This is a genomic window from Coprococcus intestinihominis (assembly GCF_040096555.1).
Lineage (GTDB): Bacteria > Bacillota > Clostridia > Lachnospirales > Lachnospiraceae > Coprococcus_A > Coprococcus_A intestinihominis.
Genome location: NZ_JBBMEK010000003.1, coordinates 1 through 21468 on the forward strand (window position 1 = coordinate 1; position 21468 = coordinate 21468).

The following is a 21468-nucleotide window of genomic DNA, read 5'->3' on the forward strand; positions in this document are numbered from 1 at the left end:
AGCCGTTTCCAGCTGCTATCCCCCTGTATGAGGCAGGTTACCCACGCGTTACTCACCCGTCCGCCACTAACTCTGAAGAGCAAGCTCTTCATCGTCCGTTCGACTTGCATGTGTTAAGCACGCCGCCAGCGTTCATCCTGAGCCAGGATCAAACTCTCATGTTTGATTTTGGTTAAGATTCACAGCTAGCTGTTATCTCTTCCCGTTTTACTTTGGTTTGTGTTCTTAAAAATTCTTTTTAGGAATTTTCGGGATTGTTTTGTTGTTCAATTATCAAAGTTCGTTACTGCTCGTTTGAAGCAGCTTGTCTATTCTATCAAACCGGAAGAAGTTTGTCAACAGCTTTTTTCATTTATTTCCAAATTTCTTTCTGATCTGATGGAATCTGTGCTGTTTCGCGTTGTTCTCGCTGACAGCTTGATTATGATACCACTCCTATTTTGAATTGTCAACAGTTTTTTAATAAAACATTTTATTGCTGCTTATAAAGCTCATCCCAGTACATCTTATCATTCAATGTATGATACTGTACCGGAATGTGAATATACAATATGAATATCACCCCATTATCTTAGTATGTATCACCTACCTGTCGCATTTTGAAAGTCTTAGTATTTTAGTTATTTTGCAATTACTCAATGCACCTTATTGTTTTGGAAGCTGACACTCATTAATAGCAATCCCAGTTATACATAACATGGCTGAAATCTCTGTTCTTCAGTGCTTCTCTGTCAATAAAGAAATTTGCGACACCGGCATCTCCCCACATAATATCCTTCACACTGTTCAACTGAAATAATAATATCTCACCATCGTCGACACTTCTGGGATCAGATTGTGTAAAAAACGGATAACCACCAACCTGACACATATATTCCTCATACATATCACACAAGCCATCCATAACATCATCATTCTCAAGATATCCCCGCAGCTCCCTATCCAGACAAGTATCTGCGGCCGGCCAGAAATTCACATCGTCAAAAGGCATCGTCTGAACAATTTTAGTAGGTTTCAAACGTTATGTTACCGCTCTCTCCATAGGCAGCGCTGTATCTTCATGCCAGTCAGGTTCATGAATACATGATTTCTCCGCCCGTTCCGGCAATGTTTCATAGTAACGTATGCACCACCCTGTCTGGTCATAGCCATCATCAAAATTGCATCCATACATATCTTCGCTGCTGATCAATATCTGCATCACCCCCTGTTCAGGATAATCCGGCAAATACGGAATCTGGGCAAAATTCACCTGCGCCAGAAGATACAATTCCTCGCCTGTTCTGCTGTTCTCCAATCGATGTTCTCCCTCAGGCACATAATAAGCGCCGCCAATCTTACAGTCAAAAAGACCTGCATCCCCTTCTTCGAGTTCAAAACTCACCATCGGGGCTGCTGTATATTCCGTCATTTTCCGGTAAATTTTCTCTACAATCTCAGTTTCCGGTAAATTTTCTCTACAATCTCAGTTGTATTTTCTCGCTCCTGCGCTTTCTTTTGACCCGCTCTTGACGCTGCACAATTATCATCAGCTTTCTCCGCCCCACCAAATGCAAATGAAAGATTTTGATAATAATTCAGATTTTCAAGCTTCTTCAAATTCTCTTTTATCCATGAACATCCACCCGTCGATTTCATGATCTTCATGGATATATTCATTTTTTCGTTAAAATATCTATTGTATTCTCAAAAAGCAAACTCTTTTTCACCTTGAGCGACAACACATCTCCCCATGGAAAAAGAGCCCCCTCATCAATCGTCCAATCAGGCCGGAGTGCAAATATAGCTATCCCCTTCTCATAAAAACCATATAAAAAATAATGTCCGTTTGCATGTACCGGCAGTACATTCTCCTCATATACAAAATTATACTTTTTCAGTTCTCTTTTTATTTGTTCCAAATTCAGCATCATATACTCCCCGCTCTCCGTATAGACTAAAAACCTTACTAATCGTCAGTTATTCTCCTGAAAATTAGTAAGGTTTTATCTGTCGCAAATATTCTAAAATATAACTGATCGCGTCTATTGTCTCTTCTGAGCAAACTCCCGCATAATATCCTGCATCATCGTGTTCAGTAATTCAATCACCTGATCCGCATTCATCATATCATTAATCGTAATCTGCCCGACAATATGACTGTTGCGTCGGCCGCCGTCAAGAAAATATCCATTTAGGGCTCTGTAATCCCGTGCGTTCTCTCCGTCTTTCAGCAGTACATATCCCGCAACTGCCGTTATGCTGTAACTATTCTCCGTGACACCCTCAATGAAATCCACATAAAATGCCTTCTGTTTCTCATTGATATAGGTGTACATGCGCTTATAAACATTGGACACTTCCAGAAAACTGGATGGTTCTACACGTCTGTAATACGGGTATTCGCCTCTCCACTTATGTCTGCAGAAATACTCATTCAGCGCCCGCCGTACGGCACCATGATGCTTACGGCATGATAATGGCAGCACTCTTTTCTCGTAATATTGGCTGCAAGTGTCCAGTATATCTGTCAAAACGCCGTATAATGTTTCTGCTTTCTTCATGGAAGCAAACTGTATCCAATAACGGCAGAAAGCTGCCCGCTCATCAATAGCCTTATGCAGCCATCCCGTCAGTTCCTCCAAACCATAAGGGGTCAGATATTCACATGCTGCCTCCAGATCATTCTGACTGAATGCAAAATTCTCCGCTGCATCTTCATCAAAACGGATCAGGCTCTTCCCTATACCCGCTTCTGTCGTTGGTGCCAGGTAGAATTGTATCAGCTCGTAAAACACACACAGCAGTGGAAGGGCACGCAGCTCATCCTTGTCAAGCGACTCAACGCCAAGTATCTGTGCCTTCTCAAGCATTGCCTTCAAAGGATGCATCAGGATCCTCCATGGCAATTTATCCGCATCGACATCCAACGGCTCCATCGCCGAATCATAATTATATAAATGCAGTGAACCTTTCAGACTTCTAAAGACAAAAGAACTCTCCTTCGCCTGATAAGGTCCCTCTGAAAGACCATTGACAAATGACAAACGATAATACGGTACACTGACCTTTTCTTCAGCACCATTCTCGCCTTTCACAGTCTCCGTTCGTTCAAAACATTCACCGGAAAGATGTGTAATGAGAATTTCTCGCGGATGTCTGCCGTCTTCAATCAATACATCTGCAAAATCCAGTTCCAGAGACATCGCAGGTGTACTCAATACATCCACATGCAATATTCTGTTCTTAATCTTGTACGGAATCTTCTTCTGTCCAACAACATACTCTGACAGGCCATTTAATGCCTGCTGCTCCTCACCGTCGAACATCCGTACAAACTCTTTGTATTCCGCCTGTTCTTTTCTTAATGCTGCTTTCGCAGTCAAATAGCCGTGTACAATACCGTTTTCAACGCTTTCCAATTCTTCTTCAGTTTCAAACTGTACAAGTCCCTGAAGCGTCTTGATCGTACTCTCTTCCAAATCGTAGCCTTCAATCAGCGAAAGATAATGCTCACCAAGTTCATGGAGCTGTGCATATTCAGCCCCCTTCATCTGGCGATAATCCCGGTAAAGATCAGACATCAGCTCATTATCAACACTATAATGTAGCATCATTCTCCTCCTTGCCGCTGTTCAAATACTGCCACAGAGCTGCCACCGGCAGTCCTACGACATTATTGTAATCTCCATGAATAGACCGAATAAAGACAGCTGCTCTTCCCTGAATGCCATAAGCGCCTGCCTTATCTGCCGGTTCACCTGTTCTGATATAATCCCAGATCATCTTATCCGTCATCGGATACATTGTGACTTCCGTCTTCTCCGCAAATACTGTTTCTTTCCTTACATCTGCACTGCCTTCAATCACTGTAACACCTGTATACACCTCATGGGTTCGTCCCTGCAGCATATGAAGCATCCTGAAAGCATCCTGATCATTCGCCGGCTTCCCGAGAATCTCCTGATCACATGATACAACAGTATCCGCTCCAACGATAATGCAGTCTTCCGCATAACGTTCAGCCACATCCTGCGCCTTTTGTCTTGAAAGCCGTCTGACCATTTCTTCAGGTTCCCACGGCCCTTTCTTCTCTTCCTTTGTACTGACACATACATCAAAGTCCAGACCGGCCTGTTTCATCAACTCACTGCGTCTTGGCGATGCAGATGCCAGAATGATTTTTCTCATGTTGCTAAAGCCTCCCTGCTGCAATACTTAAATCACAAGTATTATACTTTATCTTCCCGGATTTGTAAACATCTCCGGCATATACTTCCAGTAACGCTTCGGCAACATCTGCATCTGCAGTTTCGGATTTCTTCTCTCCAGAATAGCCACACTCTCCGTAAACGTCTTCCACCATTCTGTAAAAGCATGTTCCGATGAAGACAACATCATCTGCGGATCCTGTCTAAAGTCCGGATGACGGATATAAAGCCAGTCTTCACCTGCTCTGTGAATCCAGACTTCATCCCGTTCCACATCATGGATCACCCAATTCTCCATGGGCAGCCTGTCCTGAAAATGTTCCGCTAGAAACATTCCCACATGATGCTTCGAAACCAGTCTGGCATACAGAATGTCGTTCTGAAGTTCCTGAAATCTCAGAAAACCATATAAATGCTGTGTCTCCCTCGAGACACTTCTTGACAGCTGATGCAGTCCCATCACTTCCGGTATGGACATCGCATTCAAAACCTTCCTGCCATTGGCAAAGGCCAAAATAAGAAATCTGTAGATAATCTCTCCCTTCTCCTGACTGTCCGCCTCCGACGCCATATGTACCAGATACCATGCCTCCTCCGAAATCTTGCTTATAATGGCCTTCACAACCTTCCCGGCCTTCTCTGTATTCACTTCTACCGAATAAATATCTGAAAACAGATCACCGTTCACATAAGGGCCCACCGCCAGCTTCTGCCAGGCATGACCATACCGACTTGTGAAAGCTTCATACACGCCGCACAAAATACCTTCTGTACTGTTCTGACACATCAGAATACGCATTCTCTTATTCTGTTCCATTCCAAGTCACTCCCTATCAAAGCTGTCCGGTCAATACCTGCCGCTTATCCTCCTGCTCCACCGGCATCTGCAAGTGATAATCATCAAACAGATTCAACTGTCTGAATGTATCCCCGGAGCGAACAACATTCTCCGGCAGACGCTCCTTTAATCCAAGAAGATTCGTTGTAATGAACCGTTCATCCATTCTGAAAGGCATATAAACTCTTCCCTGACAAGTAATAAAGTACATCGCCCGCTTCAGTACAACCCCCATCTTCTTCAGATCCTCGAATCGCAGCCCGCCATACCTCCTGGCACGACAGATCCTCCTGGCGCTGTTCACACCAAGCCCCGGCACTCTCAGCAGCTGATAATAATCCGCCGTCATCACCTCCACAGGAAAAGCCTCCAAATGTCTGACCGCCCAATCGCACTTTGGATCTAGCAGCAGATTGAAATTCGGCTGTCTCTTACTCAGAAGTTCTGCTGCCTTAAAACCATAAAACCGTATCAGCCAGTCTGCCTGATACAGACGATGTTCCCTCAAAAGCGGCGGCAGCGTCCCCACCGCCGGTAATCGACTATCCTCATTCACACCCACATACGCGGAATAGAAAACCCGTTTCATCTTAAATCTGCCATAAAGCGCCTCTGATACACTCATAATCTGATAATCCGACTCCCCTGTTGCTCCTATAATCATCTGGGTACTCTGTCCTGCCGGCACAAAGGGCTGTGCATGCCGGTACAGCGCCACTTCGTGCTTCGAAACAGTAATCTGCTGCTGAATCTGCCGCATAGGCTTCAAAAGCTGTCTGCGGGGCTTATTCGGAGCCAGGCTCCGCAGCCCCTCTGCTGTCGGCAGTTCCAGATTACAACTCATCCTGTCCACCAGAAAGCCGGTCTGCTGGATGAGTTGAGGATCAGCTCCCGGAATCGCTTTCACATGGATATAGCCATGAAAATGATACACTGTGCGCAGCCGCAGAACTGTCTCATAGATCAGCTCCATTGTATAAGACGGATTCCTGTAAACGGCCGAACTGAGGAACAGACCTTCTATATAGTTTCTACGATAAAAACCCATGGTCAATGTACATACCTCGTCCGGGCTGAATGTCGCCCGCTCTGTATCATTACCGACTCTGTTGACACAATAAACACAGTCATAGCAGCAGTCATTAGTCAACAGGATCTTCAGCAGAGAAATGCATCTTCCGTCTGCAGAAAAACTATGACAGATACCACAGGCCACTGCATTGCCTGTTCCCATGCTGCCATTCTTCCTGTCCACGCCGGAAGAAGTGCAGGCCGCATCGTACTTGGCTGCATCAGCCAAAATACGCAGTTTCTCATTCAGATGACTGTCCCATATCGTCTCCATGTCCTACCGCCCTTTCAAAAAAACATATGTTCCTATTCATTTTAGCACATATGTTCGCATTTGTAAACATATGTTTTCGAAAATATGTTTGAATTTGTTTCCCTGAGTGCTTTCTTTTACTTCAATCGCCTGACTCTGAATGTATGGCGTGTCTTTATATGCTATATAAAAATATAGTAACTGTTCAGAGCTAACCTTCAAAATGCTACGCATTTTATACCTGTTTTTTGAAATTTGCTTGTCTCTGAACAGTTACAAAATAAAAAAGAACCGAAACACTTCTGTCCTTAACGCAGAATTCTGTTTCAGTTCTTTTTTTGAAGACTCCCCTGAGCGTCCTTTATACACCTTCATCAGATATGATGTTCTTTAAAATAGGCCATGGCCTTTTCCTGATCCTTCATGACCTGTGCCTTCACTTCTTCCAGACTGGCAAATTTGTGTTCATCCCGCAGTCTCTGATAAATGCGCACAGTGATCATCCGATCATATAAATCGCCTGAAAACTCAACAACATGGGTTTCTATGCGAAGTTCATTATGATCTCCAACTGTCGGATTACGACCGATATTCGTCAGCGCATAGTACTTTCCTTCCATACCTTCAATCTGAACAACCGATGCATATACACCTTCCGGCGGCAGCAGTTTAATGTCATCTGGCGCCAGATTGGCTGTCCGCATATCAACTTTTCTTCCATTGGCTTTTCCCGGAATAACTTTTCCATTAATCTCATACGGACGTCCGAGAAGTTCTGTGACCGTCTCCATTCTGCCCTCTGCAATATAACCTCTAATCATTGTTGAGCTGATCTCTTCGCCGTGTACACACAGTTTTTCACAGTTATCAACAACATAACCATACGCTGCCGCATGCTTTTTCAAAAACGAGACATCACCACTTCTCTGGTATCCAAAATGGAAATCATCTCCAACGACAATCACCTTTGCACCGATATCTCTCACAAGTACATCCCGCACAAAATCTTCAGGCATCATATGCGCTGTCTCCTGGGTAAAGGGATACTCGATCAATACATCGATCCCCATTTCTTCCACAATGCGAAGCCGCTCTTCTTTTGTATAAATCAGCGACTGTTTCTTTCCGGTCAGCAGACTCATCGGATGAAAGTCAAAAGTAAAGACAACGGTCTGAAAACCCTTTTTGCCATATTCTTTTAATTTATTGATCAAAAGCTGATGTCCCCGATGCAGTCCGTCGAATTTTCCAAGGGCAACCACGGTGTGATCAAGATGTATATCCTTTGTTCCTCTAAAATAAATCATGACCAATGCTACCTCTATACAAACATTTTTATATTTTTTAAGCTGTTTTTGACGGCCACATACTGATAAATCGCCGTAAAATTACCTGTGCTGCTGTACATGCGCACCTGCATTCCGTCTTTGAGTACAGCGGACGCATCACCGCCGGAGGTTGCAACCTGTTCCCTTGGCAGCCAGTTGCCGTTGGCAAGCATTTTATCCGAAAATGCATCTGTCGTTTTAAATTCCGGATAATCCGAAAGCATTTCTTCGACAGGCACAATATGTCTGCGCACTTCTTCTTCACCGCAGGCAGCCATTTCCTGAATCTGAGCAAGTGTCCATGCATGTGCAATATCAAATGCCCCCACTTTTAAACGGACAAGTTCCGTCATGCAGGCACCACAGCCCAGTTTCTCGCCAATATCCTGACACAGTGTACGAATATACGTGCCTTTGGAACATGAGACCTCCATTGTGACATAAGGCAGCTGTATTTCTGTGATATTCAGGGCATTAATCACCACATGTCTGGCCTTTCGTTCAACTTCCTGACCGGCCCTGGCCAGCTCATATAACTTTTTGCCATCTACCTTAATGGCAGAATACATCGGCGGTATCTGCATATAATCACCAACAAAAGAAACCGCTGCATCTCTGACCTCACGCTCATCGACATTCACAGCCTTTTCAGTAAGAATCTGTCCGGAAATATCCTGTGTATCGGTAGTTCTGCCAAGCATCATCACCGCGCGATAAGTCTTGTCCCGGTCTGTGATCATATCACAGAGCTTTGTTCCTTTGCCGAGACAGACCGGCAGAACCCCTGTTGCATCCGGATCCAGCGTACCCGTATGGCCGATTTTCTTCTGATGAAGGATTCCCCTGAGTTTTGCTACAACATCATGGGATGTAAAACCTTTTTCCTTGCAGACATTAATCATTCCATCGTACATGTATCCAGCTGCTCCTTTATTAATGCTTCTGCTGTATGATAAATTTCATTGATATCGCCCACTGCTGAAAATCCCGCTGCGCGCACATGGCCGCCGCCGCCAAATTTGCCTGCAACCGCTGCAACATCCACGAAATGATTGGATCTCATACTGAATTTATAAGTGTTTGCCTCTGTGTCGGAGGCAGATGCAAGCAATGCCACCTCAATGTCCCTTGTCAGACGCAGCTGATCGATAATACCTTCCAGATCACCATGTCCTGCACCCAAACGGTCCAGCTCCGGTCTTTCAAGCACACACACGATCATTCGATTGTCAAGAACAGGTCGACATTTCTGCAGGGCATAGCCCAGAATCTTATTCTGCTTATAACTTTTGCGGTAAAAAACATCATCAATGAGATCTGAATACGGAATGCCTTTTTCCATCAGGCAGCCGGCCATATCCATTGTATGATGGCTTGTATTGCTGTATTTGAACACACCGGTGTCACAAATAATACCAATATACAATGCCACTGCTGCATCATAAGAAATAGCCTCCATTGCCATCAGTCCTGTCAGTACTTCGCAGGTTGAACTGGCATCCGACACGATCATATTCTCATCGGCATAGCCCGGATTGCTGATATGATGGTCAATACAGATCCTGTGTTTTGCCGTATCAAAATATTTCTGCGCTCCGGCAAGACGCCCTTTGTCACTGGCATCCAGTGCAATAAATAAATCATAGACCTTATCATCTTCATAGCTGCCAATAATCTGCTCAACACCGGCAATCACTTTATAGCTTTCCGGAACCGGTTCCAGTCTGACATCTGCCTCAATCTCAGGATAATTATCCCTGAGATAATGCCAGAGGCCCATACAGGCGCCGACGCAGTCACCATCCGGTCTTGTATGACCGGCAATAATGACTGTTCGGACCCCTTCCAGGCAGGACAGAATATTATTCATTGTCCTCTTCTCCTTCATGTTCTTTTCCTTCATCTGAACGAACAACATCGTCAATCAGTTTTGACATATTGACGCCGTATTCGATCGACTGATCCAAAACAAAATGAATTTCAGGTGTATTTCTTAAGTTCACAGTCCGTGCAAGCTCACGGCGGATAAAACCAATGGCACTTTTAAGCCCTGCCAGTGTTGCATCCTGTGCATCTTTATCGCCCAGCACGCTGATGTAAGCTTTGCACTGTTTCAGATCCGGTGCTACTTCCACAGCAACAACGCTGGTCATCGGACTGATGCGCGGATCTTTAATCTCACGGGAGATAATACGGCTCAGTTCCTTCTGAACCTCACCATTGATACGCGTATTCTTTATACTGTTCTTTCTCATCTATATACTCCTATCTCGGCACTTCTTCCATAACGAAAGCTTCAATCTGGTCGCCTTCCTTAATATCGTTATATTTCTCAAAGGACATACCGCATTCATAGCCGGAATTAACTTCTTTCACGTCATCTTTGAAACGCTTCAGAGATGCAAGCTCACCTTCATGAATAACAACATTATCTCTTAAGAGACGTACCTTGCAGTTACGAACGATCTTACCATCCTGAACATAACCGCCGATGATGGTGCCGACACCGGATACCTTATATGTCTGACGCACTTCTGCATGGCCGATAATCTTCTCTTCGAATGTCGGTTCAAGCATACCCTTCATAGCAGCTTCGATATCTTCAATGGCATTGTAGATGACTCTGTACAGACGCAGATCGACTTTTTCCTGTTCTGCAATAATCTTCGCCTGATTGTCCGGACGAACATTGAAACCGATAATGATCGCATTGGATGCAGAAGCCAATGTAACATCAGATTCATTGATGGCACCAACACCGCCGTGAATAACCTTGACAGCCACTTCATCATTGGAAAGTTTTGCAAGACTCTGTTTCACAGCTTCTACAGAACCCTGAACATCAGCTTTGACAATGATATTCAGATCTTTGATCTGACCTGCCTGGATCTGATCAAACAGACCATCCAGAGATAATTTGGATTTTGTATCAGCCAGCATCTTCTCTCGTTTTGTGGCGATAAATGTCTCAGCCATTGTACGGGCTTCTTTTTCAGTATCTGTTGCAATGAAGACTTCACCAGCCTGAGGCACTTCATTCAAACCAAGAATCTCTACAGGTGTAGACGGACCGGCTTTCTTTACACGGCGCCCCTTATCATCAATCATTGCTCTGATCTTACCAAATGCAGTACCAACAGTTACATTATCACCAACATTCAGTGTACCTTTCTGAACCAGCACGGTTGCCACAGGACCACGGCCCTTATCCAGCTGTGCTTCAAGAATCAGGCCACGACCCTTTCTATTAGGGTTCGCCTTTAATTCTTTCACTTCAGCATCCAGAAGGATCATATCCAGCAGATCCTGAAGACCTTCACCTGTATGTGCGGAAACAGGTACCATAATAGTTGTACCGCCCCAGTCCTCTGCGATCAGACCATATTCTGTCAGTTCCTGTTTAACACGGTCAATATTGGCACTCGGCTTATCAATCTTGTTGATTGCAACAATAATATCGATTTCTGCTGCTTTGGCATGGTTAATGGCTTCAATTGTCTGAGGCATAACACCATCATCAGCTGCAACAACAAGGATTGCGATATCTGTAGACTGTGCACCTCTTAAACGCATGGCTGTGAAAGCTTCATGTCCAGGTGTATCCAGAAATGTGATCTTCTGACCACTGACTTCAACAACATAGGCACCAATGTGCTGTGTAATACCGCCGGCTTCTCCGGATGTAACACTTGTCTTACGGATAGCATCAAGGATAGATGTCTTACCATGGTCAACGTGACCCATAACGCAGACAACCGGTGGTCTTGGCTGAAGATCTTCTTCATTTTCTTCCTCTTCCTTCAGCATCTCTTCGATAACATCCACAACAACTTCATGTTCACAGAGAATATCATATTCAAGTGCGATTTCTTCTGCCTCATCATATGTGATGTCTGAGTTCACATTAAGCATCTTACCTTCAAGGAAAAGCTTCTTGATGATCTGAGCTGCCGGAATCTTCATCTTATCTGCCAGTTCTTTGATTGTTACTGTCTCAGGCAGTTCAATGCTTGTTACCTTCTCTACAACCGGTTCCGGCTTTGGCTGTGCATTGACAGGCTTCTTACGCATTGTGTTTTTATTGCTATTGTTATTGTTGTTCCTATTATTGTTCTTGCCGTTTCTGGATGTATTTCTTCCTTCAAAATCTCTATCATCACGGCGGTTGTCACGATCTTTGTTGTCCTTGTAGTTTCTGCGGTTTTCTCTTGTTGTATCCTTTGTCATAACAACTTCTTTATTGATGGCACTGTCAAGATTGAACTTGCCGTCACGGCCGCCGTTTCTACCACCCTGACCTCTGTTGTCACGGCTGCCGTTTCTGTTCTGGCCATTGCCGTCGCGATTGAAGCTTCTGTTCTGGCCGTTGCCGTCGCGATTGAAGCTTCTGTTCTGGCCGTTGCCGTCGCGGTTAAAGCTTCTGTTCTGACCGTTGCCGTCGCGGTTAAAGCTTCTGTTCTGGCCGTTGCCGTCACGGTTAAAGCTTCTGTTCTGACCGTTGCCATCGCGGTTAAAGCTTCTGTTCTGACCGTTGCCATCGCGGTTAAAGCTTCTGTTCTGGCCGTTGCCATCGCGGTTAAAGCTTCTGTTCTGGCCGTTGCCGTCGCGGTTAAAGCTTCTGTTCTGACCGTCACGACCGCCGTTTCTATTCTGACCATCGCGGTTATAACCTCTGTTCTGGCCGTCGCGGCTGCCATTGTCTCTTGATGGTGTGCTGTAATTACCGCGGCTGTCCATACCACCCTGGACATTGTTATTGCGGCGTGGTGCTGCGTTTCTATTGTCCTGAGCCGGCTTTGTTTCCTGCTTCTGAGCCGGTTTTGCTGCCGACTGTGTAAAGAACTTTCTAATCTTATCTGCATTCTCTGATGAAATGGTGCTCATATGGCTCTCTACATCCACACCATGTCCCTTTAATGCATAGATGACATCTTTGCTGCTTTTATTTAATTCCTTTGCCAATTCATGTACTCTGATTTTTGACATAGGCTACCTCCGTTAAAATGGCGGAATCACTGATTGATTCCTGTATCAATAAGTTTCCTGATGGACTTTCCGAAACCGGCATCAAGTACTGCCAGTGAAGCCCTGTATCCACGTCCCGTATGTGTTCCGAGACTTTCTTTTGTTCCATAAATGTATACAGGCACATGATAATAAGCACCCATATCATTAAATGATTTCTTCGTATTGTCAGATGCATCCGATGCAATAATGACAAGACATGCCTTGCCCTTTCTGACTGCAGATTCTACTGCAAACTCACCGCTGGCGATCTTGCCTGCCTTTGTCGCCAGTCCGATCATTGATAAAGCTTTATCTGTCAATATTCTTCATCTCCTCTTCCAGCTGTCCGTAAACTTCCTTCGGTATCTGCATCTTCAGTGAACGTTCCAGGCCTCTGTTCTTAATGGCTTTCTGCAGACATTCACTTTTGGGACAAATATAGGCACCGCGTCCGTTTTTGCGCCCTGTTGCATCAATACATATCTCATCTTCCGGTGTTTTAATGACACGGATCATTTCTTTCTTGCTCTTCATTTCCTGACAGCCGATACACTGTCTCATAGGAATCTTCTTCATGGCCGTCACCTTTTAGTAACCGTAAGCCTGGGATTCACTCTTGATATCGATCTTGTAGCCTGTCAGTTTAGCTGCCAGTCTTGCATTCTGGCCTTCCTTGCCGATAGCCAGTGACAGCTGATAATCAGGAACAACAACAGCTGCGCTCTTCTCTTCAGGATCCACATCAACAGAGACAACCTTTGCAGGGCTTAATGCATTCTCGATGAGAACGGCAGGATCCTCGCTCCAGTTGATGATATCGATCTTCTCACCGCGAAGCTCATCAACAATGGCATTGACACGGGCACCATTCATACCGACACATGCACCGACAGGATCAACGTTTGGATTGTTGGAGCTGACTGCGATCTTTGTTCTGGAACCTGCTTCTCTTGCAATGCTCTTGATCTCAACTGTACCGTCTCTGACTTCTGTTACTTCTGCTTCAAAAAGTCTCTTCACCAATTCAGGATGTGTACGTGATACAGTGACCTTCGGTCCCTTTGTTGTATTCTTTACTTCTACAATATAGAGCTTGATACGGTCTGTCGGCTTGAATACTTCGCCCTTCACCTGTTCATTCTCTGTCAGAACCGCATCAACCTTACCCAGGTTCACACTGATATTCTTGCCGTTATATCTCTGTACAACACCTGTTACGATGTCTTTCTCGCGACCATAATATTCATTATATAAAGACTTTCTTTCTTCTTCACGAATCTTCTGGACAACGACTTGTTTTGCCTTCTGTGCTGCAATACGTCCGAAATTCTTCGGTACGATCTCCACATGAACAATATCGCCCGGATCATAGAACTTGTTCTTCAGTCTTGCATCCGCAACACTGATCTCCATTTCAGGATCTTCCACTTCTTCTACAACTGTCTTATCTGCAAAAACTTTGACTTCACCTGTCTCACGATTCATAGTCACACGGATGTTATCTGCTTTGCCGTACTCATTCTTGCAGGCAGCGACAAGAGAATTCTCAATAGCTTCAAGCAGAATATCTTTGCTGATGCCTTTCTCTTTTTCTATATCATCCAATGCCTTGATTAACTCTTTACCTTCATTCATTTTTTTAAATTCCTCCTCTATGTCTGTTCTATCAGAAGAAGAATGCAAGCCGGATGCGCGCAATATCGGAACGTTTAAACTGCATCTCGGTTTCATCTTCCATTTCCAGTGTCACCGTATCTTCATCGTATGCTTTCAAAATACCGACGAATTCCTTTTCTTTATTAATTGCTTTGAACAATTTCACTTCAACATCCTTGCCGATGCTTCTCGCAAAATCCTTCTCTTTCTTCAGAGGACGATCAAGACCCGGTGAACTGACTTCCAGAATATAGTTTTCCGAAATAAAGTCCTCTTCATCCAGTAAATCACTGAGCGCCCGGCTGACTTCTTCGCAGTCATCTACTGTAATCCCATTCTCCTTGTCAATATAGGCACGCAGATACCAGTTGGCACCTTCTTTCACCCATTCTACATCGACAAGTTCAAATCCTTTCGCCTCGACGATCGGCATGAGCATTGCCTCAGTCCTGCTTTCATAATCTTTCTTTGCCATGTAACTCACTTCCTTCCCGAATTAAGATTCCTTAACACGTACAAAGAGTGGACTTGCGCCCACTCTTTGCTAAAGTTAATATACTATCTTAATTATTGTAACACCAGTTTGATTATTTGGCAATAGCCAACTTGACGATTATTCATAAGAATAAAACGCCTGCAGCCGATGTTTTGTATCAAACAGATCATTATATAAAAGTTTCTTATAATTTTTCAGCAGTGCTTCCGCTTCTTCTTCACCACAGTCTGTTCCTGTATTTTCCTTCAATGCATGTGCAGAGATAAACGGAACATTCTGCTGCAGATCAGACAGATAACTCTGAAAATCCGTCAACGGCAGCCCTGCTGCCTTCAAAAGACGTACAGCCAGATAGTTGGCACTTGTCTCTTCCCCCTGACTTTCATTGATGTCATAATTGGCCCACATGACAAACGGCACCATATACCTTTCCTTTCGGTCACTGCCTGTTCCAATGGAAGTGACAAACGCATCATTGCTTCCCGTTTTTTTGCCGGTGTCTACCACATTGGTAATGTAATCTGCCGGCTGATGATCGCCAAACATCATAATGATCGTCGGTTCTGACTGCTTTTCAAAGTATTCCACCAACTGTTTGAAAGCTTCATCGGAACGCTTGATCAATGACAGATACTGTTCTGTAGCCTTCAGATAAGTGCCGCTGCCTCCCACAACACTGACATCCGGGATAAAATTGCTGTAGCGTTTGACATAGCTGCCATGATTCTGCATCGTCACATCAAACACAAACAGCCTCTCGTCAGAAGACTTCTCTTCATAACGACTGATAATCTTCTGATACGTGGTCCAGTCACTGATATAGGTTCGTAATATCTCAGGGTTTGAAAAATCATCTTTAAAATATTTCTCTTCAAATCCCAGGTCATCATACACCGTATCTCTGTTCCACCCCTTTGGATAATAAGGATGCATGGACACAGATGTATAACCGACAGAGGACAGCTGACTGGCCAGTGACGGCACTTCCGACTTGATATACTGTTGATAAGGGATACTGCCTGTGGGCAGAAAATACATACTGAGTCCGGTCAGAAACTCAAACTCTGTATTGGCTGTGTTGCCGCCCTTAACAGAAGAATACATCCATCCCTTCTGGGTGTTCTCCGAAAGAGAACTGATAAATGGCATCACTTCTGTATTCGTTGTATAATCACCCAGCACCGACAGATCAGAAAATGCTTCATTCATAATAACAATGATATTCGGCTTCTTCGTCAGATCAATGTTGTCTGCACTGACATTGCTGTCACTGTTCCCGGAGGATATTTCATTCTGGATTTTGGCCAGTTCTTCCTGTGAATAACCCTCCGGCTTGTCAATCTTCAGATAACGAAGATTCACGATAAAACTCAGCGCCAATCCGTTATTGCGATAATAAACCGTCGGCGTAAACAGGGTTGTATCCATATCAAATGTTTTGATGGCCGCATCCGTCTGAACATAACTGCAAAATCCCATGAATGCTGCGCACATGACAGCAATACCGGCACCGCGGAACTTCGACATCTTAAACTTCAGCCGCATTTTCAGACACAATGACCAGAGCAGCAGGATCAGCAGAATCACGTTGCATGCTCTTACGGATAATTTATATTCAAAGTTATCAGCCACTGTCGCTGCCACACCCACTGAGAAAAGATCCCATGGCAGAATCGGCGATGATCGGAACATCAGGACAAAATAATTGGCCAGGCCCGCTGCACCAAGCAGCATCGAACCAATAAGGATGGACATTCCTGTTCTTCCGGTTATAAACAGCAGCACGCCAAAAAACAGATAATACATGATAAGGTTCAGAATAACAGGGCCTTCCCACATCTGACTAAGCAAGTGGGTATAACTTTCCACAAGCATAAAAACAGCTGCCGGTGCAAAGGCTGTTAAAATTATCTCGATCAAAGCCGAATATCGGAATCGAAACAGATTCACAACAATGGCTGCAGCGATAAATACAACCGCCAGCCACAGCCATTCCTGGCTTTTCTCAGCCGTCTGCATGGCGTACACAGCCAGCCCCGCCATCACAACGCCGTATACCACAGCCAATATGGCAGATTTCTTATCAATCCATCTGTCCTGTTTTTCAATCGGCCGTTTCAGCTGTCGGCCGATAATTGCTAAATATTCTTTTGCAGAGGAGGATCGTTCTGATTTTGTATAGATTCTCTTCTTGTATTTTTTGTTCTTCAAGTCAATCCTTCCTCCTAAAAACCAAAATCAAAAATTGACAATTGATTGCTCTCAGGGAGTCCACCGAGAAGTCCAAGTTCATCCATAGTATCCAGCACAGTCTGACTGACTTTAGCCTTCTGACGAATATCGTCCTTCGACAGGAATTTCTCACCGCGCTCAGTCTCTGCGTGAGCTGCCACAGCCAATGCTTCCGCAGCAATACCGCCCATGCCTTCAATGACAGAAAACGGCGGCAGTAATTTGCCCTCTACAACCTGAAATTTGATGGCATCCGATTGATACAGATCGATTTTCAGAAATTCAAAACCTCTTGCATAGAATTCCTGTACGATCTTCATATCACGCAGAGTATCCTGCTCTTTCTTGGAAAGATTCGGGTTTGCTTTATAAGCTTTGATATGATTATCAATAGCCGCTTTACCCTGACACATCAGACCATAATCAAAAGCCGTTGCTCGAATGGTGAAAAAGGCTGCATAATAGGCCAGCGGTTCATGGATCTTAAACCAGGCAATACGGATACCCATCATAACATAAGCCACCGCATGGGCTTTCGGGAACATATATTTGATCTTTTTGCAGGACCAGAGATACCAGTCCGGCACATCATGTTCTTTCATGACTTTCTCATAATCCGGTGTCAGGCCCTTCCCTTTACGGACACTTTCCATAATCTTGAAAGACTGTTCGGATTCAACCCCTTTGTCGATCAGATAGATCATAATATCATCTCGTGTACAGATGGCTGTGGAAATCTGGGCTTTTCCCTCCTGGATCAGCGTCTGTGCATTGCCCAGCCATACATCCGTACCATGGGACAGACCTGAAATACGCACCAGATCCGAAAATGCTTTCGGTTTTGTATCACGGAGCATCTGCATAACGAATTCCGTACCGAACTCAGGAATACCAAGAGAACCCAGGTCGGTACCGCCGATGTCCTCCGGTTTAATATGGAGCGCCTCAAGGCCATGAAACAGCGATAATACTTCCGGATCATCCAGTCGTATTTTCGTGGCGTCCACGCCGGTAATATCTTCCAGCATACGGATCATGGTCGGATCATCATGTCCAAGAATATCCAGTTTCAAAAGGTTATGGTCAATGGAATGATAATCGAAATGGGTTGTAATAATCTTGGTTGTCTGGTCATTGGCCGGATGCTGAACCGGTGTGAAGGAATAAATCTCTTCACCATGGGGCACAACAATGATACCGCCGGGATGCTGACCGGTTGTACGTCTGACACCGACGCATCCGCTGGAAATCCGGTCCAGCTCGCAGGAACGTTTATGCTGTTCATGCTCTTCGTAATAATGCATGGCATAACCGTAAGCCGTCTTATCTGCCAATGTACCAACGGTTCCCGCACGGAAAGTCTTGCCTTTACCGAAGATAACCTCCGTATAAGCATGAGCCTTACTCTGATAATCACCGGAGAAGTTCAAGTCAATATCCGGCTCTTTGTTGCCCTTGAATCCAAGGAAGGTTTCGAAAGGAATATCATGTCCCTCCTTCATCAGCGGTTCTCCGCATACCGGGCAGACCCTGTCTTCCATATCACAGCCGGAACGGCCCGAAAAACTTTTGACATAGTCCGAATCAAAATCCACATAGTGACATTTCGGGCACAGATAATGGGCCTGCAGGGAATTAACCTCTGTAATACCGGCCATATAGGCAACGAAAGATGAACCGACAGAACCTCTGGATCCTACCAGATAGCCGTCTGCAACGGATTTCCACACCAGTTTCTGCGCAATGATATACATAACCGCAAAACCATTACCAATGATAGAATTCAGTTCTCTTTCCAGTCGCTCCGTCACGATATCCGGCAAATCCTCCCCGTAAAGCTCATGGGCACGATTGTAACAGATATCTCGCAGGATGCCTGCCGAATTCTCAATGACCGGCGGACATTTATCCGGCCGGACCGGAGAAATTCTGTCAATCATATCCGCAATCCTGTTGGTATTGGTCACAACCACCTCTTCTGCTTTCTCAGCTCCCAGGTACTGAAACTCCTCCAACATCTCCTCTGTGGTCCGAAGGTACAACGGCGGCTGCAGATCCGCATCGCCAAATCCCTTATTTGACATGATGATCCTTCGGTATACTTCATCTTCCGGATTCAGAAAATGCACATCGCAGGTGGCGCAGACAGGCTTGTTGAATTTCTCTCCCAGCTCCACAATCTTCCTGTTCAGATCCTGCAGATCAGCGACCGTGCTGACCTTCGTCATCTTCGGATCACGGATCATAAATTCATTGTTGCCGGTGGGCTGAATCTCCAGGTAATCATAAAATTCGACAATTCTCGCGATTTCTTCTTCCGGACGTTCATCTACAACAGCCCTGAAAAGCTCTCCTGCTTCACAGGCAGACCCGATAATAAGTCCCTCCCGGTATTTTGCAAGAACACTCTTTGGTATTCGCGGACGTCTTGCATAATAATCCAGATGAGACAATGACACAAGACGATACAGATTAATACGGCCGATCTCATTCTTAGCCAGAAGAATAATATGGTAAGTTTTTAATTTCTTAATGGCATCCACAGACATGGCACTGTATGTATTCAGCTCATCCAGATCCCTGATATTCTTTTTCTTAAACCGTTCCAGAAAGCGCACAAAAACATCCGCTGTCGCTCCGGCATCATCCACAGCACGATGATGATTGGCCAGAGTACATCCCATGGCTTCAACTACGGTATCCAGCTTGTAATTCTTCAGACCTTCCAGAAAGCTTCTGGCAATCCCCAGGGTATCCACATAGGTGTAATCATAGGGCAGCCCCAGAACCTCACAATTGTGACGGATAAATCCCGTATCAAAATCCGCATTGTGAGCCACCAGGACAGAGCCCCCGCAGAAATCCATGAATTTCGGCAGGATCACCGAAATATTCGGGGCATCTTCCACCATTCTGTCATTGATGCTCGTCAGTTTCTCGATTTCAAAAGGAATTGGCCTTTCCGGATTGACAAATTCACTGAACTTCTCCGTGATCATGCCATTTTCCACCTTGACGGCACCGATTTCGATGATACGGTCATTCACCGCACTGAATCCCGTTGTCTCAATATCAAAAACGACAAACGTAGAATCCAGGCTCTGCCCTCTGGAGTCCGTGACAATATTTTTGATATCATCCACCAAATACCCTTCCATGCCGTAAATGACCTTAAAGTCCTTGCCCTCTACACAGTGATTGGCATCCGGGAAAGCCTGAACAACGCCATGATCTGTAATGGCCATGGCCTGATGTCCCCATCCCATAGCCGTCTTCAGAAGCTTCTTCACATCCGTTACACCATCCATATCGCTCATGGTGGTATGGCAATGCAGCTCCACACGCTTAACCGGGCTATGATCCATGCGTTTCTCCGTGAAATCCGGAATGGTCTTAATACCGGATACAGAACCAAGGGCAATATCATGCTCAAACTGGTCCATCATGGCAACGGCCTTCATTTTGATGAAAGCCCCTTCCTTTAACTTGTCCAGAAGCTCCGGCAGACGTTCATTCTTGGTGAACACCTTTGCTTTAATGGTATCGGTAAAATCCGTTACGGCAAACATCACGATGGTCTTCTCGTTACGGATCTCCCGGGTCTCCAGCTGAATGATCTTTCCCCGGACAACCACTTCGCCCATCTCATCGATAATCTCATGAATCTCTGTTTCTTCACCTTCAAAATTGCGTCCATAAAAAATATCTTTATCTTCCGGAAGCCGCTGTTTCACATAATTCTTCTTGAAAGCAGGCTTTTCCCTCTGCTGGACCTCCTGCTTTTCGACCTCTTTCTGGTCTTCTTTTGCCTGCTCATAGGTCTGTACAATCTGTGCGATTTCTTCCTTCATGGCAGAATCAGCATAAACCGCATACTTACTCTTTTTCTTCGGCAGCCATCCGAGGACGATCTCAAGAGGCATATCAAAGCGCTCTGAAAAAATATGTTCCAGCTTATGCTTCAACTTCTCCATTTTCACTTGCGCAATGCAGTTTTCTTCCACCTTCAGCTCCAGAACAAAAGGTTCCAGAAATGTTTTCTCTGCCTTTCTGAAAAGATTGGCAGAAAGTTCTCCCTCTTCTTCCAGTTCATCGATCAGACTTCCAGTATACGCCTCCAGCAATCTCGCCGGCGTATACTGCCGGGACAGGTGGTATTTTTCAACCAGGCATACATCTACCTGGTCCTTAAACATCTGGCTACGAATAGCCCGCTCCGTCTCCCGGATGGCCTTATGGGCAATCAAACGATCACTGTGAATATAGATCTTGATGCGCGAATGATCTCTGCTGGCCGCCACCTTTTCACATTCCACAGTTTCAAACAGCTCAGTCATTTCATGACTGAGCTTTAAATCAGGTAATATATTCAGAAATTTTTTCACTTAATCAAATCC

Annotated in this window: 19 protein-coding genes and 1 rRNA gene; all 20 read right to left on the minus strand. The window is 44.9% G+C overall.

Going from position 1 to position 21468, the window contains the following annotated elements; all coding sequences use genetic code 11:
- A 16S ribosomal RNA gene (locus WMO25_RS00410) occupies nucleotides 1–164 on the minus strand; the annotation flags it as partial.
- A 506-nt stretch (nucleotides 165–670) separates the two neighbouring features.
- Nucleotides 671–1018 carry a DUF1963 domain-containing protein gene (locus WMO25_RS18970; protein ID WP_494337426.1) on the minus strand — a complete coding sequence of 116 codons (348 nt, stop codon included), beginning with the start codon at nucleotides 1016–1018 and terminating at the stop codon, nucleotides 671–673.
- A gap of 3 nt (nucleotides 1019–1021) precedes the next feature.
- On the minus strand, nucleotides 1022–1411 hold the full coding sequence (locus WMO25_RS18975) for a DUF1963 domain-containing protein (protein ID WP_494337427.1): 390 nt from the start codon (nucleotides 1409–1411) through the stop codon (nucleotides 1022–1024).
- Nucleotides 1412–1428: 17 nt separating this feature from the next.
- Nucleotides 1429–1647: a hypothetical protein gene (locus WMO25_RS00420; protein ID WP_349083270.1), complete on the minus strand. Its 219-nt coding sequence runs from the start codon at nucleotides 1645–1647 to the stop codon at nucleotides 1429–1431.
- Between the two features lie 8 nt (nucleotides 1648–1655).
- Nucleotides 1656–1913 (minus strand): hypothetical protein, encoded by a 258-nt coding sequence (locus WMO25_RS00425; RefSeq protein ID WP_349083272.1) that lies wholly within the window; start codon nucleotides 1911–1913, stop codon nucleotides 1656–1658.
- 111 nt (nucleotides 1914–2024) lie between these two features.
- Nucleotides 2025–3596, minus strand: a complete 1572-nt coding sequence (locus WMO25_RS00430; protein WP_250799799.1) for a hypothetical protein — start codon at nucleotides 3594–3596, stop codon at nucleotides 2025–2027.
- Nucleotides 3580–4170, minus strand: coding sequence for a Maf family protein (locus WMO25_RS00435; protein WP_015515104.1), 591 nt, complete (start codon nucleotides 4168–4170; stop codon nucleotides 3580–3582). The genes WMO25_RS00430 and WMO25_RS00435 overlap by 17 nt, the downstream gene beginning before the upstream one ends.
- 48 nt (nucleotides 4171–4218) lie before the next feature.
- The gene (locus WMO25_RS00440) at nucleotides 4219–5007 is read right to left on the minus strand and encodes a TIGR03915 family putative DNA repair protein (protein WP_349083275.1); all 789 of its coding nucleotides are present in this window, start codon (nucleotides 5005–5007) and stop codon (nucleotides 4219–4221) included.
- A gap of 16 nt (nucleotides 5008–5023) precedes the next feature.
- Nucleotides 5024–6373 (minus strand): putative DNA modification/repair radical SAM protein, encoded by a 1350-nt coding sequence (locus tag WMO25_RS00445; protein ID WP_349083277.1) that lies wholly within the window; start codon nucleotides 6371–6373, stop codon nucleotides 5024–5026.
- Between the two features lie 353 nt (nucleotides 6374–6726).
- A complete protein-coding gene (locus WMO25_RS00450; RefSeq protein ID WP_015515101.1) occupies nucleotides 6727–7659 on the minus strand; it encodes a bifunctional riboflavin kinase/FAD synthetase in 933 nt (310 codons plus the stop codon).
- Nucleotides 7660–7673: 14 nt separating this feature from the next.
- Entirely contained in the window at nucleotides 7674–8594 is a 921-nt protein-coding gene (truB, locus tag WMO25_RS00455; protein WP_253059573.1) for a tRNA pseudouridine(55) synthase TruB, read from the minus strand.
- The gene (locus WMO25_RS00460; protein ID WP_349083281.1) at nucleotides 8579–9550 is read right to left on the minus strand and encodes a DHH family phosphoesterase; all 972 of its coding nucleotides are present in this window, start codon (nucleotides 9548–9550) and stop codon (nucleotides 8579–8581) included. Before WMO25_RS00460 ends, truB begins: the two co-directional genes overlap by 16 nt.
- Nucleotides 9543–9935 carry a 30S ribosome-binding factor RbfA gene (gene rbfA / locus WMO25_RS00465; protein ID WP_015515098.1) on the minus strand — a complete coding sequence of 131 codons (393 nt, stop codon included), beginning with the start codon at nucleotides 9933–9935 and terminating at the stop codon, nucleotides 9543–9545. The genes WMO25_RS00460 and rbfA overlap by 8 nt, the downstream gene beginning before the upstream one ends.
- A gap of 10 nt (nucleotides 9936–9945) precedes the next feature.
- On the minus strand, nucleotides 9946–12666 hold the full coding sequence (gene infB / locus WMO25_RS00470) for a translation initiation factor IF-2 (RefSeq protein WP_349083283.1): 2721 nt from the start codon (nucleotides 12664–12666) through the stop codon (nucleotides 9946–9948).
- Nucleotides 12667–12692: 26 nt separating this feature from the next.
- Nucleotides 12693–13010 (minus strand): L7Ae/L30e/S12e/Gadd45 family ribosomal protein, encoded by a 318-nt coding sequence (locus tag WMO25_RS00475; protein WP_117528802.1) that lies wholly within the window; start codon nucleotides 13008–13010, stop codon nucleotides 12693–12695.
- Nucleotides 12997–13263, minus strand: a complete 267-nt coding sequence (rnpM, locus tag WMO25_RS00480; protein ID WP_015515097.1) for an RNase P modulator RnpM — start codon at nucleotides 13261–13263, stop codon at nucleotides 12997–12999. Before rnpM ends, WMO25_RS00475 begins: the two co-directional genes overlap by 14 nt.
- 12 nt (nucleotides 13264–13275) lie before the next feature.
- The gene (gene nusA / locus WMO25_RS00485; RefSeq protein WP_015515096.1) at nucleotides 13276–14322 is read right to left on the minus strand and encodes a transcription termination factor NusA; all 1047 of its coding nucleotides are present in this window, start codon (nucleotides 14320–14322) and stop codon (nucleotides 13276–13278) included.
- A 31-nt stretch (nucleotides 14323–14353) separates the two neighbouring features.
- Nucleotides 14354–14818, minus strand: coding sequence for a ribosome maturation factor RimP (gene rimP, locus WMO25_RS00490; protein WP_015515095.1), 465 nt, complete (start codon nucleotides 14816–14818; stop codon nucleotides 14354–14356).
- Nucleotides 14819–14956: 138 nt separating this feature from the next.
- Nucleotides 14957–17050: an LTA synthase family protein gene (locus WMO25_RS00495; protein ID WP_349083286.1), complete on the minus strand. Its 2094-nt coding sequence runs from the start codon at nucleotides 17048–17050 to the stop codon at nucleotides 14957–14959.
- Nucleotides 17051–17064: 14 nt separating this feature from the next.
- Nucleotides 17065–21456 (minus strand): PolC-type DNA polymerase III, encoded by a 4392-nt coding sequence (locus WMO25_RS00500; protein WP_349083288.1) that lies wholly within the window; start codon nucleotides 21454–21456, stop codon nucleotides 17065–17067.
- Between the last annotated feature and the right edge of the window lie 12 nt (nucleotides 21457–21468).